Origin of the sequence: Acinetobacter sp. S4397-1, assembly GCF_024129285.1 — a bacterium.
GTDB lineage: Bacteria > Pseudomonadota > Gammaproteobacteria > Pseudomonadales > Moraxellaceae > Acinetobacter > Acinetobacter lwoffii_C.
Window position 1 is genome coordinate 1 of sequence record NZ_JAMXXZ010000044.1, and the last position, 13,605, is coordinate 13,605.

Annotated in this window: 14 protein-coding genes and 2 pseudogenes; 14 read left to right on the top strand and 2 right to left on the bottom strand. The window is 39.7% G+C overall.

Going from position 1 to position 13,605, the window contains the following annotated elements; all coding sequences use genetic code 11:
- On the top strand, window positions 1-232 hold a 232-nt coding region (locus NI467_RS13525; protein WP_253153387.1), incomplete at its 5' end, for a hypothetical protein.
- Window positions 233-640: 408 nt separating this feature from the next.
- Here NI467_RS13525 and NI467_RS13530 read toward each other — a convergent pair.
- Window positions 641-2,035 (bottom strand): GntP family permease, encoded by a 1,395-nt coding sequence (locus NI467_RS13530; protein WP_253153393.1) that lies wholly within the window; start codon window positions 2,033-2,035, stop codon window positions 641-643.
- 630 nt (window positions 2,036-2,665) lie between these two features.
- Here NI467_RS13530 and NI467_RS13535 point away from each other — a divergent pair.
- The 11 genes and pseudogenes from NI467_RS13535 to NI467_RS13585 form a co-directional block, all read left to right on the top strand.
- Window positions 2,666-2,912: pseudogene (locus NI467_RS13535) on the top strand (GntP family permease); the annotation flags it as partial.
- A 38-nt stretch (window positions 2,913-2,950) separates the two neighbouring features.
- Window positions 2,951-3,736 (top strand): 3-hydroxybutyrate dehydrogenase, encoded by a 786-nt coding sequence (locus NI467_RS13540; RefSeq protein ID WP_253153388.1) that lies wholly within the window; start codon window positions 2,951-2,953, stop codon window positions 3,734-3,736.
- 649 nt (window positions 3,737-4,385) lie between these two features.
- The gene (locus NI467_RS13545; RefSeq protein WP_086322766.1) at window positions 4,386-4,529 is read left to right on the top strand and encodes a hypothetical protein; all 144 of its coding nucleotides are present in this window, start codon (window positions 4,386-4,388) and stop codon (window positions 4,527-4,529) included.
- A 108-nt stretch (window positions 4,530-4,637) separates the two neighbouring features.
- Window positions 4,638-5,009 (top strand): annotated as a pseudogene (locus NI467_RS13550) (DUF4126 domain-containing protein); the annotation flags it as partial.
- 478 nt (window positions 5,010-5,487) lie between these two features.
- Entirely contained in the window at window positions 5,488-5,694 is a 207-nt protein-coding gene (locus NI467_RS13555) for a hypothetical protein (protein ID WP_151207550.1), read from the top strand.
- 261 nt (window positions 5,695-5,955) lie between these two features.
- Window positions 5,956-6,177 (top strand): hypothetical protein, encoded by a 222-nt coding sequence (locus tag NI467_RS13560; protein WP_151205103.1) that lies wholly within the window; start codon window positions 5,956-5,958, stop codon window positions 6,175-6,177.
- Between the two features lie 1,183 nt (window positions 6,178-7,360).
- A complete protein-coding gene (locus NI467_RS13565; RefSeq protein ID WP_253153395.1) occupies window positions 7,361-7,516 on the top strand; it encodes a hypothetical protein in 156 nt (51 codons plus the stop codon).
- A gap of 80 nt (window positions 7,517-7,596) precedes the next feature.
- Window positions 7,597-8,262 carry a pseudouridine synthase gene (locus tag NI467_RS13570; protein WP_253153389.1) on the top strand — a complete coding sequence of 222 codons (666 nt, stop codon included), beginning with the start codon at window positions 7,597-7,599 and terminating at the stop codon, window positions 8,260-8,262.
- A gap of 265 nt (window positions 8,263-8,527) precedes the next feature.
- Window positions 8,528-8,920 carry a ribonuclease E inhibitor RraB gene (locus NI467_RS13575; RefSeq protein WP_253153390.1) on the top strand — a complete coding sequence of 131 codons (393 nt, stop codon included), beginning with the start codon at window positions 8,528-8,530 and terminating at the stop codon, window positions 8,918-8,920.
- A gap of 264 nt (window positions 8,921-9,184) precedes the next feature.
- Window positions 9,185-9,631: an SRPBCC domain-containing protein gene (locus NI467_RS13580; protein WP_151205106.1), complete on the top strand. Its 447-nt coding sequence runs from the start codon at window positions 9,185-9,187 to the stop codon at window positions 9,629-9,631.
- A 116-nt stretch (window positions 9,632-9,747) separates the two neighbouring features.
- Window positions 9,748-10,086, top strand: a complete 339-nt coding sequence (locus tag NI467_RS13585) for a zinc ribbon domain-containing protein YjdM (RefSeq protein WP_151205107.1) — start codon at window positions 9,748-9,750, stop codon at window positions 10,084-10,086.
- Between the two features lie 637 nt (window positions 10,087-10,723).
- Here NI467_RS13585 and NI467_RS13590 read toward each other — a convergent pair.
- The gene (locus NI467_RS13590; protein ID WP_151205108.1) at window positions 10,724-11,491 is read right to left on the bottom strand and encodes a hydroxymethylpyrimidine/phosphomethylpyrimidine kinase; all 768 of its coding nucleotides are present in this window, start codon (window positions 11,489-11,491) and stop codon (window positions 10,724-10,726) included.
- A 95-nt stretch (window positions 11,492-11,586) separates the two neighbouring features.
- Here NI467_RS13590 and NI467_RS13595 point away from each other — a divergent pair, with 95 nt between their 5' ends.
- On the top strand, window positions 11,587-12,234 hold the full coding sequence (locus NI467_RS13595; protein ID WP_253153391.1) for an HAD-IA family hydrolase: 648 nt from the start codon (window positions 11,587-11,589) through the stop codon (window positions 12,232-12,234).
- 512 nt (window positions 12,235-12,746) lie between these two features.
- On the top strand, window positions 12,747-13,605 hold an 859-nt coding region (locus tag NI467_RS13600; protein ID WP_253153392.1), incomplete at its 3' end, for a BapA prefix-like domain-containing protein.

Here is a 13,605-nt window from a genome sequence, read left to right on the forward strand (position 1 = left end):
TCGTAAAACCCTGAAGCTGGACGGGACGGAGCTGTATAGCGTGATGGGGAATATTGCGCCGCGTTCTGACCTGACTTTGGTGATTGAGCGTTCCACTGAAGATGGCAAGAATCAGATTGTTGAAGTCCCGGTGACTTGTCGTCTGGATACTGAGGAAGAGGTGTCTGTCTATGAAGCCGGTGGAGTATTGCAGCGCTTTGCACAGGATTTTCTGGAAGGCAATGTAGCATAAGACTTTAAGCTTAAAGTAATTGTTATTATTGTAAAAAGACCCTGCTGTTAAGTGGGGTTTTTTTATTTGCGCATATACCAGAGATTTGGGTAAATTAGTGCAACTATGCGACTAGGTCCCTAGAATTCTACTTCGCCCTCAATCACTCTTTGGCCATGTATGTTGTAAATGGTGTCACAGTAAACCCGTTTCCGCTCATGAACAACTTTGGTTACTGTAGCGATGACATCAATACCATTACTTTCATAAACTGGTTTTAAAAATCGCAAATTGAGAGCCTTTTTCGGGGGCTATAGTGCGGTTTAAGGTATCAGATCAATCTATATGAAAGTCATCTATCTAAGCCAGTTTCATATTTAATCCTTAAAAATGGCTACAGGACGCTTTGCAGCATCCTGTAAATACGGATTAGAATGAGCCGAAAAGCGTACCCAAAGTAATCGCTACAACAAGCGATACCAGTGGAATGGCAACCGTACACATGGCCACATTGCCATAAGATTGTTTGTGCGTCATGCCACAGATAGACAGTAATGTGATAACCGCACCTGAGTGAGGCAGGGTATCTAAACTGCCTGCCGCCAATGCCGCAATACGGTGTAATAATTCAGGGTTGATACCAGCAGCAGTCGCCATGGCCAGGTAATCGGCACCCAAAGTCGATAAGGCAATCGACATACCGCCAGAAGAAGAACCGGTAATGCCTGCCAAAATATTCATGGCGATGGCTTCTGAAATCAATGGATTACTTGATACATTTAGCACCATATCGCGGATAATCACGAAGCCCGCCAATGATGCAATGACTGCACCATAGCCCACTTCAGAAGCTGTGTTGAAAATTGGCAACATCGAACCCAACGCACCTTTGTTTACAGTTTCTTTTAAGTTATTCCATTTGCCCAAGCGTAATAAAATCAAGCTTAAACATGCCGCCATCAAGGCAATCACCAATGCCCACAAACCTGTTTGTTTGCTTGGATCTAAGTTTGGATAGAGTTCTTTGAACGAACTGAAGTCCATGCTGGGAAAAAGAATGTAGGTGAACAGAGCATTTACACCAATGACCAACAGCAAGGGTAAAAATGCCAAAAATACTGGCATTTCACCTTGAGAGTTCAAACCGTCTTCTAAGTTTTCTGCTTCTTGGGTATCAATACCGTATCCTTCGCCATTTCTATAAGCTTTACTGGCGCGGCTTTGTAACCACATACAGCCCAAACCAAACATGATCAAACCGGAAATGGCGCCAATACCCGGGGCAGCAAATACATTGGTACCAAAAAAAGGAATCGGAATCGCATTTTGAATGGAAGGCGAACCTGGTAGAGCGGTCATGGTAAAGGTAAATGAGCCTAAAGCGATAGCACCTGGAATTAAGTGCTTTGGAATGTTTGCCGCTTGAAACATGGACTTGGCAATGGGGTAAATAGCAAAAGCCACCACAAACAGTGATACCCCACCGTAAGTTAATACACCACACGCCAATACCACGGTCAAAATAGCTCGGTTATGCCCTAATTTCTTCATGATCCAGTTTGAAATACTGGATGCAGCACCCGAATCAACCATTAACTGGCCAAATAAGGCACCCAATAAAAAAATAGGAAAGAATTTTAAAATATAGCCGCCCAAAGCAGACATAAAGGTTTCTGTGTACTGTGGCATCATATATAGCATGTCGCCAGAAAGAAAAATGGCAATCGCTGCCATAATTGGTGCCAAAATCAGTACTGAAATACCTCGATAGGCAAAAAACATCAGTAATGCCAATGAGATGAGGATTGCTAAAGTGCCCATTATTTCTCCCTGTTGTTATTTTATCGTTATCCATAACGTTTTTTCTAAAAGGCCTAGGATCATGGTTGCTTTATTGAGCTGATACCCTTTTGACGCTAAGCCAGTTTCACCTTAGCATAATGATTTTAAATTAATCAATTGAGTTTATTAAACTAACCACTGTTGTTATACACGTTTCATTTTCTGAATTATGTGTCAATTAAAAATAATTACCGTCACACGCACTAAAATAAATAATGCGATGAGCCAAGACATATTAGTTCCATCGCATTATTGTAACTCTTGATTTATATTTTGATGGGAAGCTGTGTATTTTTTGTCTTTTGAGTTTTCTTTACAACAAAGAAATTATATAAATGGGGTTCAACTAAGCCGAATACTGTAGCTATACCAAGGCTAAAACCATTAGCTGATATTTTCTCCCCAACAATAGACAATAAAATAAATCAAACCATAGCGATACATCTGACGTTAAGCAAGCATCATATATTGAAGACTAAAGCACTCCAATTGATCGCACTAAACTATTTGGTCTGCTTAATTTAACTACTGGAATCTATCACTTGGAATTGAGTAAAAAATCATTGATGAAAATGCCCAGCAAAAATGAACTGCTACCACTGTGGCTTTAACGGGAGTATGGGTTCAGCCTCGGGGGGGATGAGTATTGTCCTAGGTGTGATGGCGGATCAGTACAATGCAGCAATGGCATTATGCGGTATAGATACTTTACGGATAATGGCGCAGTTACCTTACTTGTGGTCACAGGTTTTAACCCATAAACAATCAATTCTATAAAGATATTTTTGCCATTACGATCATTAAAACCATTGCTGTATTTGTAGTGGTTGCTGCCTTTACTTGGTTGGGTGTTGTTTAAGAATTTAGAATGAAAAAAATCAGACAACGGAGGATATGATGAGTCAACTGCTAAAAGATAAAGTTGCATTTATTACAGGTTCAGCCAGTGGTATTGGGCATGAAATTGCAAAGAAATTTGCCAAGGAGGGGGCTAAAGTTGTTATTTCTGACATGAATGCAGAAAAGTGCACTGAAGCTGTGATTGCATTTCAAAAAGAAGGCTTTGACGCGTTGTCTGCGCCTTGTGATGTCACAGATGAAGAGGCATATAGAGCCGCCATTGAACTGACTCAAAAAACTTATGGCCGTCTGGATATTTTAATCAATAATGCAGGTTTTCAATATATTGCCATGATTGAAGACTTTCCAACGGCAGTATATCAAAAGCTAATAAATGTCATGTTGGTGGGTTCATTTATTGGTATCAAGTATGCATTTCCAATCATGAAAGCCCAGCAGTTTGGCCGTGTTATTAATATGGCTTCGATTAATAGTTTAATTGGATTTGCAGGTAAGGCGGGCTATAACAGTGCTAAACATGGTGTGATTGGTTTGACCAAAGTCGCAGCTTTAGAGTGCGCTGGTGACGGCATTACAGTAAATGCTTTATGTCCCGGTTATGTTGATACGCCATTGGTACGTGGTCAAATTCATGACTTGGCTAAAACACGCAATGTCAGCGAACAAAGTGCATTAGAAGATGTGATTTTGGAGATGGTCCCACAAAAACGCTTATTGAGTGTGGAAGAAATTGCAGATTATGCAATTTTTCTTGCCAGTGATAAGGCGGGCGGTGTGACAGGACAAGCTGTGGTAATAGACGGTGGTTATACTGCCCAATAAGATTAATTTATATTTATTTAACCGCGGATTCAAATTCCAAGTGCAACCCATGTGTAGTGAGTCGAAAAAGTTAGGTATATTCGCAGAATCATGAAAGCACATGCGAAAGTCAAATCTAACGCAATCTTCATTTTATGAAATATCAGAAATTAATTGAGAGTATTAGTTCAAATTATCTGCACAAATATAATGTGTTTTATAATCGCGGAACTAAGAATCATGGTTTAAATAATTGGAATAGAGCAATCTAATGACTGCCGCAAAAGTTTTTATAACAGGTTGTAGTCAAGCTATCTGCTAACTTAGAAAGTTCACCTTGAAGGAAAATAGCTGAATTTTTCCTTTTTGGTAACAAATTAATGTTATGTAAAAAATAGTCACTGTAGCTTGCTTAAAGTTCTGGCATCCATACTCTTTGACTTTTTATAAAAAGAGAGGAGGAGCCAGCATAAGATCACAAAGCGCTTCAGCTGTAATGCAAATTGCAACCATTAAAGGAGCTCGCTCAACCTTTATAAACCCAGCATAATTTTTCTGAAATCATTTCTTGCAAAAATGACATCATTTTTATTCAAAATAACCAATAGACAGCCCTTACATTTTGGATATACACTAAGTTCACCATTTCTAAAACCTATGGAGAGCAAAGATGGTTACAGCTGGTCAAAAACCCGGAACAGGCTTCTATTTTTGTGTCAAATGCGGCCACCGCACCTACTTAGAAATTGGTACTGATCGTTTACCCCCGTGTACCAAATGCCTTGGCAATCAATTCAACAATAAGAATGCCTAAGCAGCATAAATAAAACAGTTACTCCCTGTTTTAAAAAAAGCCCTATTACTCCATAGGGCTTTTTTGTTACTTTAAATCTAGAACTTTATAAAAAGCATCAAGCACTAGATGGGCATATATAGAGAAACAGTATTAGGTTTATGCCTTGGATACAGCCTACAGCCTACAGCCTGCGGTTTGCGCGTATTTGTTTCCTTGTTGCTGATGAGTATTACTGCTCTCATAGGATGGTTTGAACCTATGAGAAGTTTTGAGTATTTGGCAATACTATTCGTGGGTATCGCTTGGCGTATTGCTATCTTCTGTGAAATCGCAACTTACTATATGCCATGGGGCGATAATGTCTTAGACACCATAGCGACCCCGGCAAAAAGGCTCGCGGGCACACTCACCAGTATGGTTGTCAGTGGTGGAGCAATGTCACAGTTTGCCAGTTGGGCCAAGGCGATTATTGTAGGGAGTGGTACGGCAGGAACCGTATAAATGAGTACATTCAATGCGCGTGGCCTGTCGACTGTAACCCTAGGGAGTTCAATCGTGTGTTGTCTAACAAGAGGGAATAGATCGGCTTATTGTCCGTCTTGTCATTTTGAGTGCCAGTATTGGGCGTTGTTCTGGTTGTGAAGGTGATATGAGGCGTGCATTGGCTATAACAGAAGAAACAGGAAGATATAGATTGTTCTATGATACAAAGCTAATTTTCATTAATTTGACAGTAAGTTTTATAAAAACCTCCCATACCATTTAAAAAGCCAAGACGAATTTCTCAATCAGGCAAAATCTCTTTTTTAAACTATTTTTCTTATAATTAACTGTCTTTTTTATTCAATTTCAAAAACTATCATCTTTTATGAAAATGATTGATTTTTGCGCATTATCGGTTTAATTTTATAAACACATAATTTTTGTATGGTTTTTTGAAGGTTGAAAATTCTAAAAAAACATGGGGGAACTAAAAATGATAAAATTTATTGTAGATGAAAAACCGATAGCCCAAGGCATACACCTAATACACAATGCAACGCTCGGTTGTGAGGATTTACCCGCATTTGACGATCAAGTTGTGCTGGGGTATTTCGCCAATTATGCACTGGCTTATCAGCGTGCAAGAATAAATTGGCCGACTGAAAAAGTAGAAGGTTGTAGCAAATGCTGTGCTGTATAAGACCGGTCTAAAACTTAAAAAAATTAACTACTGAAAAAACTCCACTCCTAAGGTGGGGTTTTTCAATATCTGCTCATGCTTAAACTACTTAATTCTTATCTAGATGCTGAATTATATTGATTTTTATATATTTAATTTCACCTCGACTCTCAGAATGTCTGACTACACCAAAGCTATGATTAAGGCGAGAAGTAGAATTTGAAAATTGATCGAAAAATCCCCATATAAATGATAAGACTTATAGTGTTAGGAACGGCTCAATTGCAACATTATCTCGATCTGAATCATGATTCAGGTGTGGCCAATTATGAGATTGGTAGAGAGTTTATTCGGGTTCAATTTAAGAAAAGCTCAAAAGTTTATACCTATAGCTATAGTAGCGCAGGCTATCAGCATGTCGAAAATATGAAGCAGCTGGCTCAATATGGCGATGGCTTGAATGCCTATATCAATCATCATACCCGTCATCTGTTTGTGCATTAAATCTGTTCAGATTGTGGTGATCAACCTGATTATTCAAAAACTTTTATGGGCCTTTAACGATGGGCTAGATGAGTGACAGGTGGATTCGGCCTGATATTGTTATATAACCTGAATATCATTTTCCGTAAGCGTTTTCCTGCCAGACTGGCATTAATTCTATTTGAATGTAATTAGCTTGATTGAGTGGTGATGGCTTTTGATCTATCTGAAACATTCTAATTCAAAGTTAGCCTTATTAAATCAGGGGCTGACTAGAGCTGAGTTATCTTTACAGTCCATCAGTAGAATTTAATCCAAGTACAATAATAGGCCATGCTTTTAAAATGACTGCTGTAAAAACTCACGTATAAAAATACCGTGAAAACTGGTTTTTCCAGAAGAAAATAGCATCAAATAAGGGAGAGGGGAAATATTTTTCGATTCATAGATGTCTAAAGAAATAAATTTTCAAAAATCCAGAAAATTAAAAAAACATAGGAAATTAATCCCGTCGGGTTTTATCTATTATATCTCTCAAGGGTGTGATGGGATCGAAAAGAGTAGCATGCTGTGAGCGGCGCAAAACGCGAGTGCAGTACGTACCCAAAAGGTCTCGATTCGGCTTAGGACGCTATAGATCAAAAGTTTATAGGCTATAAGATCATTTCTTACAAAGAGTGATAGTTGAAGTAAACCATTCAGAGTTTTCCCAACACCCTAAAGAATTCTCAAAGAATAACCAGAGAAGAACTAGGGGCTGTCCTCATTTGATAAATAGTTCAAAAAATGACTATTTAGATGCTTAAAATTGAATGTTTAATGAAGGAATTGCTGATTTATTAAACAAGATACAGAGTAATTTGCTTCGTTAAATGAAATGAGGACACGCCCTAAAATAAATCAGCTGTTGATTATCCTTCCAGACTTGCAGCATATACATATAAGCCTTCATTTCTTCTGCATCAATCTGCTATTTTAGCCTCAGACGCTTCTATACAAGCTCATCTAAATCCCGCTGTATGAGTAGCGCTTTATAGGGTGTAGATTTATTGATGTAGTTTTTAATGAGCTTATTTTGAGGCTCTTGATTACTTTAGAACCCCAACAGAGAGGAAGCTTTTATATAAATCAGCTCATAAAGGCTATGCGTTGCAGATTGGAACCGAAATTATAAAAATAAGTGTAAAAATATCAAGGGCGTTGATTGGAGGCTGATGAATCAGTTTATTCAAAAAGCAGTCTGGGGAAAATCAAGTTGGCCAATCAGGGGCTGTTTAGTATTGAAGACCGGGACAGCAATACGCCCTATCTGAAGAAAGTCCGGGTGGTATCAACAGTTGAATACTATCTGGCAGATTAGCCGGTACTTTAGGGGGCTGGATTGACAGGCGGAAGACGGCTTGTTATTTTGCCGGTTTTCACCTGATTCTTCACTTGTACATGCCAATTAACGACGACTTTGTCTATGCTCCACCGCAAGACGCGCTACAGATTCTTTATGAAGATGAAGATCTGGTGGTGATTGAAAAGCCGGCCGGATTATTGTCGGTTCCGGGACGTTTGCCCGAGCATCGGGATAGTGCCTATTTACGCATACTTGACCAGTATCCACAGGCAAAAATTACTCACCGTCTGGATATGGCAACGTCAGGTATTTTAATGTTCGCCAAACATCGTGCGGCCGAGGTTGCAGTCAGTAAAATGTTTCAGGCAAGAACGGTCTTCAAACGGTACGTGGCCTTGGTGCAAGGCCAGCTCAAAGGCGAAGGTTGTGTAGATGTGCCCTTAATTACAGACTGGGAAAACCGCCCACGTCAGATGGTGCACTATGAGCTGGGGAAGGCAGCACAGACCTTATATCAGTCGCTTGAATATTCGGCGGAACAAGATATTAGCCGGATTTTACTGACACCGATTACAGGTCGCTCACATCAGCTCAGAGTGCATATGCTACATATTGGCCATCCGATTACCGGAGATAAACTTTATCATCCGAAACCACAGCGCAGTCCTTTAAAGCGGATGGCACTGCATGCCAGTCAGCTGATGTTCGAGCAGCCTTTAAGTGGAATTAAGGTTGATATTCATGCCCAGGCTCCATTCTAGCCGATTTAAATACATTTGCTTTGAATATCAGTCTTTCCCCTTTTTTTTGCCGGATTTCAATAGCTGCGTATTTTCTAAATATAGGGTTGGGGCTATGGGGTTTCTTAGGATGAATGTGGCTGACTTCATACAAAGCTTTATGTATAAAAATCATATGTTTGTTTTTGTTTAAGAGCGCATGTTTTTTTGTAGGAAACTCGATAATGGTTTGAAAATCAGTTAATCTAGCAGCACAATAAAACACCATCAGAATAAGGACAGGTTTATGTCACGCGATTACAAAAAATTCCCCGATGATGAAAATGGCAATGTGTTGTGGCAAATGCACCAGGATGGCGATGATCTGGATGAAGCGCATGAAATTGAATTTTCAATCGTCTTTAGTGATGAAGATCAGGCCGATCGCTGTGCGCTGCATTTATTAAAAGAAGAACAGAAAATCAGCCTGTTTCAGGATGAAGAAAGTGACACCTTGGAATGGGTTATTACCATTTATATTTATATGGAACCGGCCTATGAGGATATTGTCGATCTGGAACAATGGTTTAGCAAAATTGCTTCCGAGTTTCAGGGCGAATATGATGGCTGGGGCTGTATGGCCTATGTATATGATGACGATCTGGATGAGGATGAGAATAACTTGCCGCTCAACAGTTAAGCTTTTGTAGAATGATCCAATAAAAAAACCGGTATTGCCGGGTTTTTTATTGGCCTTATTTTTGTTCCCTGCCTGAGAGGAGTTGAAAAATGTGCCTCAGCGTCAATCTGGAGGAACGTTTGGCAGATTCTGGATACAGAGCAATAATATATATACCCGAATGGCTTGGATAAAATATAAAGCTGATTGAGATGAGCGATGGCATGGTCAGGATCAGGAAGATCCTTTCCTTATAATAAATATAAATAAAAAGGCTGAGCCGAAATGAGTTATACCGTCAAAATGTATCGTGTATTTAGTGCGCCGCCCGAACGGGTATATCGCGCTTTTGTCGATCCCGGTGCAATGGCGAAGTGGCTGGCGCCGCATGGGTTTATTGCCGCAGTCGAGTATGCTGAGATCAGGCCGGGCGGGCGTTATCGAATTACTTTTACCAATTTTTCGACCGGTACTCAGCATTATTTTTATGGCATGTATCATGAGGTTATTCCCAATCAGCTACTGCGTTATAGCGATCAGTTTTCTACACCGGAATCAGAAGGAGAAATTGAGGTAACGGTTATCTTTGAAAAAGTCTCTGTTGGCACTGGCCTGCATATTATTCAGGTCGGCTATCCGGATCTGGTACCTCCGGCAGTGAGTCATCTCTGCTGGCAGGAATCGTTACAACTTTTATCTTGGCTGGTAAACCCGCATATTTCAGATATCTGAGTTTCTCGACGAGACAGAAAGGCTTCTGTTGCCGAGCCATGAGTTTATGGGGAAAAGATGCTATACTGTTTCTTTATTTTTGATTTTTCTATATTTTTTATTTCGTTGAGGTCACTATGGCTCTACCAAACTGTCCGAAATGTCAATCTGAATATACTTATGAAGATGGCGACCTGCTGATTTGTCCTGAATGTGCATATGAATGGAAAGAGGGAGAAGTGAGCGAAGAAGAGGTTAGCATTAAAGACGCATATGGAAATGTCCTGAATGATGGTGATACGGTTACAGTTATTAAGGATCTAAAACTTAAGGGTTCTTCTTCGGTCGTTAAAGTAGGAACTAAGGTGAAGAACATCCGTCTTTTGCCTGATGCCAGTGATGGGCATGATCTTGATTGTAAAATTGAGGGCATGGGCGCAATCAAACTGAAATCGGAATATGTAAAGAAAGCATAAAGGCTGGCTTTAGCGTTTAATATTTGGCTGTAGATCGAGATCTGGCGGGATCTTTGCTCTACAGCTTTTTTATATGAAGCTTTTAATCTCGTTCTTTACGGTTCAGCAAGAAAACAGAAAAACTTTTATAATTTTAGGTCTATCATAATTTTAAAAATCGCGAGTTTACAGACAAGCTCAAAACTAGAACTTCTCATTAAAATTGCTCTCTGCTTAGAAAATCTTGACCTTTTTACAGCGCGAAGATCGGGCCATATCTCAGCTTGAGTTTTGTGGTCACTACTGGACGGCATTTTTTACATCAAGATTGGGGCAGGGTAAATGGCAATTTAGCCCCTATGGTATCGTTTTTTGCTAGCAAGAAGCTTATTCATATGGAAAGCGACTTGTAGTTGATGTGATAGACTAAAATAAGCCGCGAAAATAGCAGCAATAGCCTTAAATACGAGGAAGCTGATCAAAAGTTGGTATAGCCTGAAGACACTGGATGAAAGTTCATATGAGGCATTTTGAGTTGAGCAGTACAGACCAAGCATACGATTGATGTCAAATCCTTCTCTATTTAATAAAACAATACTATCCACAACAATAGTAGCGATTAAAAAAGCCTGAATGACTCAGGCTTTAATTTTTGATCTTAGAAACGCTTTGGAATTCTCTGACCATTCGGGACCGGGATGTCGGCATTTTTTAATACGCCAAATAACCAGGTTTCAGCATGCTGTACCGCTGTTTTCAGCTGGTCGCCTATTGCCAGGCGTCCGGCTATAAAACTGGCCAGAGAGCAGCCCGAGCCATGATATTCACCTGCCAGGCGCGGGCAGCGGGTTTCATTTACCAGTTCGCCCTGAATGTACAGGCTATTTTGAATATATTCTGGGGTATCTTCATGACCGCCTTTGACCAGAACCGCCTGTGCGCCCATTTCAAACAGTTTTTTAGCTGCACGTTCTAAATTCTGTTCACCAGTCAAGGCGCGTAACTCAACCGTATTTGGTGTTAAAACTGTAGCCAGTGGAATGAGTTGGGCAAATGCTTGGACCAGAGTCTCCTGATTGCCCAGAGAGCCGCCACTATTGGCGACCAGAACCGGATCGAGCACATAGAGATAATCAGGATGCGCCATTAAAAACTCGGCCAGCGCGGCAATATTGTCGGTGGTTCCCAGCATGCCGGATTTCACACAGCGTATGGGTAGATCATTCACGACTGCATTGGCCTGAGCCAGAAGTAAGTCCCTTGAGGTGGCTTCGAAGCCAAATACCTGCTGCGAGTTTTGAATGGTAAGTGCAGTGCAGGCAATTGCAGCATGAGCACCACTTTGACCGATGGCTTCAATATCTGCTTGAAGACCTGCTCCACCAGATGGGTCTAAACCTGAAAAGCAAAGTACCGTAGGGCGCAAAATGATGTCCTTTTATTCATGAAAAATTATCCTAGTATAGGCAAATTTGGCTAAACTCTCGATATGAATTTATATAGGTTTTCATGGGGAAAGTGATGATACGGAATATTTTGATTGATCTGGATGGGACTTTAACTGATCCAAAAGTTGGAATTACCGCTTCTGCCCGTTATGGTCTGGAGAAAGTCGGCCATCCGATTGGCGATGAAATCAATATTGACTGGATTATCGGTCCACCCTTGAAAGCCTCTCTGGCCAAAATTTTAAATATTGAAGTAAATGATGTTCTGGCTGAACAAGCTCTGATGGGTTATCGCGAGCGTTTTGCAGTCAAAGGTCTGTATGAAAACCATGTGTTTGATGGGGTGGTAGACACGCTGGCTGAGCTGAAACGCCGTGGTTATTGTTTATTTGTGGCAACAGCGAAACCCACTGTTTATGCTCAACAGATTTTGGAGCACTTTGAACTGGCTGAATACTTTATTGAAATTTATGGCAGTGAGCTCAATGGCGATAGAACCGATAAAGCAGAACTGATCCAGTATATTCTTGAGCAACAACAGTTGCAGGCCAATCAGTGTATGATGGTCGGTGATCGTGAGTACGATATTTTGGGGGCACGTCAGAATGGGATCGAATCGATTGCTGTGAATTATGGCTATGGTAGTGAAGCAGAATTAAAGCTCGCCCTGCCAAAATATAAGATAGAAAAATTTAGTGATTTGTTAAATTATTTTAAATAGAGTTTAAAATATTTGAATTAATTTTTCTTTTTTAAAAATATATAGTCAGTCATAAGTAATGGCTATATATTAATCTTTTAGTTGATATAATGTACAATCAATATATATATATAAAATATAATTTATTTAAGTATAAGATATAAATAACAAAAATTGTGTTTGGTTTATATTAATTCAAGCTATTTATTGTTTTGTATTGTAATAAATATAACTTTTTTAACAAAAATACAACAAAATACATTTAATATTAGATTTATCAATATGTTGTATATACATTACTTTATTTTCATATGAATAATCACCTATAAAATATAGGGGATTTTCTTTTTTTTATTATTTTAAATCAATTATTTATATTTATTTTTTTATCCCAATCTTCTCTCAATTTCTTTATTAAAGATAGGAATAAATACAGGACTTATTCTTGTAATTCTATATTCTTGATTTTGGTGCTATGTAACTTTTGTTGGTTTTTAGAAATTAATACGCTGTATTTAAATTAAGGACTTCAAATGGTAAATATAGACATAATCTCGCCTGAAAACGGCAAACTCATTCAAAGCCTAAATACGAATGTTGTGAAGCTTACACAAAATTCTATTGTTAAGATAAATCTAAATACTGAGGAAGTAGCTACAATTACTCGTCAAGGTAATGCAGCAGTTATTACACTTAAAAATGGTGAAAAAATAACGCTGGAAAATTACTTCGATTTCCCGGCTGAATCTAATAAAATTATTTTTGAAAATGATGGTGAATTGTATTGGGCGCAGTTTACTGATGCCTCCGGTGCCATTTTAGACACGATTAATTACATTCCTTTGGAGCAGCTCGCCATTGAGGAGTCGGTAGCTGGACTTGCTATTTCACCATGGCTCATTGGGGCAGGCCTTGCTGCAGGTTTAGGCGGGGCAATTGCAGCGGTACAAGGTGATTCGAATAGTAGAGGGGACTCTGACTCGGACAGCGACTCAGACTCAGATAGCGATTCAGATTCAGACAGCGATTCAGACTCGGATTCAGACAGCGATAGCGACTCGGATTCAGACAGCGACTCAGACTCAGATAGCGACTCTGATTCAGATAGCGATTCGGACTCGGACAGCGATTCAGACTCGGATAGCGATTCGGACTCTGACAGCGACTCGGACTCTGACAGCGACTCAGACTCAGACAGCGATGTAGATACCGAAGCACCTGAAGTGCCGACAAATGTCGTTCTGAATGAAGATGGTACGGAAGTGACAGGTAAAGGTGAACCAGGTTCAGAAATTGTAGTGACTGACAAAGATGGCAACATCCTTGGTACAGGTACAGTAGATGAAAATGGTGACTTTGTTGTTCCAGTCAACCCTGCCTTAACTGATGGCA

Coding starts and splice junctions, on each gene's coding strand:
- NI467_RS13540 (WP_253153388.1), top strand. CDS start 2,951: ATGAGTCAACTGCTAAAAGATAAAGTTGCATTTATTACAGGTTCAGCC.
- NI467_RS13545 (WP_086322766.1), top strand. CDS start 4,386: ATGGTTACAGCTGGTCAAAAACCCGGAACAGGCTTCTATTTTTGTGTC.
- NI467_RS13555 (WP_151207550.1), top strand. CDS start 5,488: ATGATAAAATTTATTGTAGATGAAAAACCGATAGCCCAAGGCATACAC.
- NI467_RS13570 (WP_253153389.1), top strand. CDS start 7,597: ATGCCAATTAACGACGACTTTGTCTATGCTCCACCGCAAGACGCGCTA.
- NI467_RS13575 (WP_253153390.1), top strand. CDS start 8,528: ATGTCACGCGATTACAAAAAATTCCCCGATGATGAAAATGGCAATGTG.
- NI467_RS13580 (WP_151205106.1), top strand. CDS start 9,185: ATGAGTTATACCGTCAAAATGTATCGTGTATTTAGTGCGCCGCCCGAA.
- NI467_RS13585 (WP_151205107.1), top strand. CDS start 9,748: ATGGCTCTACCAAACTGTCCGAAATGTCAATCTGAATATACTTATGAA.
- NI467_RS13595 (WP_253153391.1), top strand. CDS start 11,587: ATGATACGGAATATTTTGATTGATCTGGATGGGACTTTAACTGATCCA.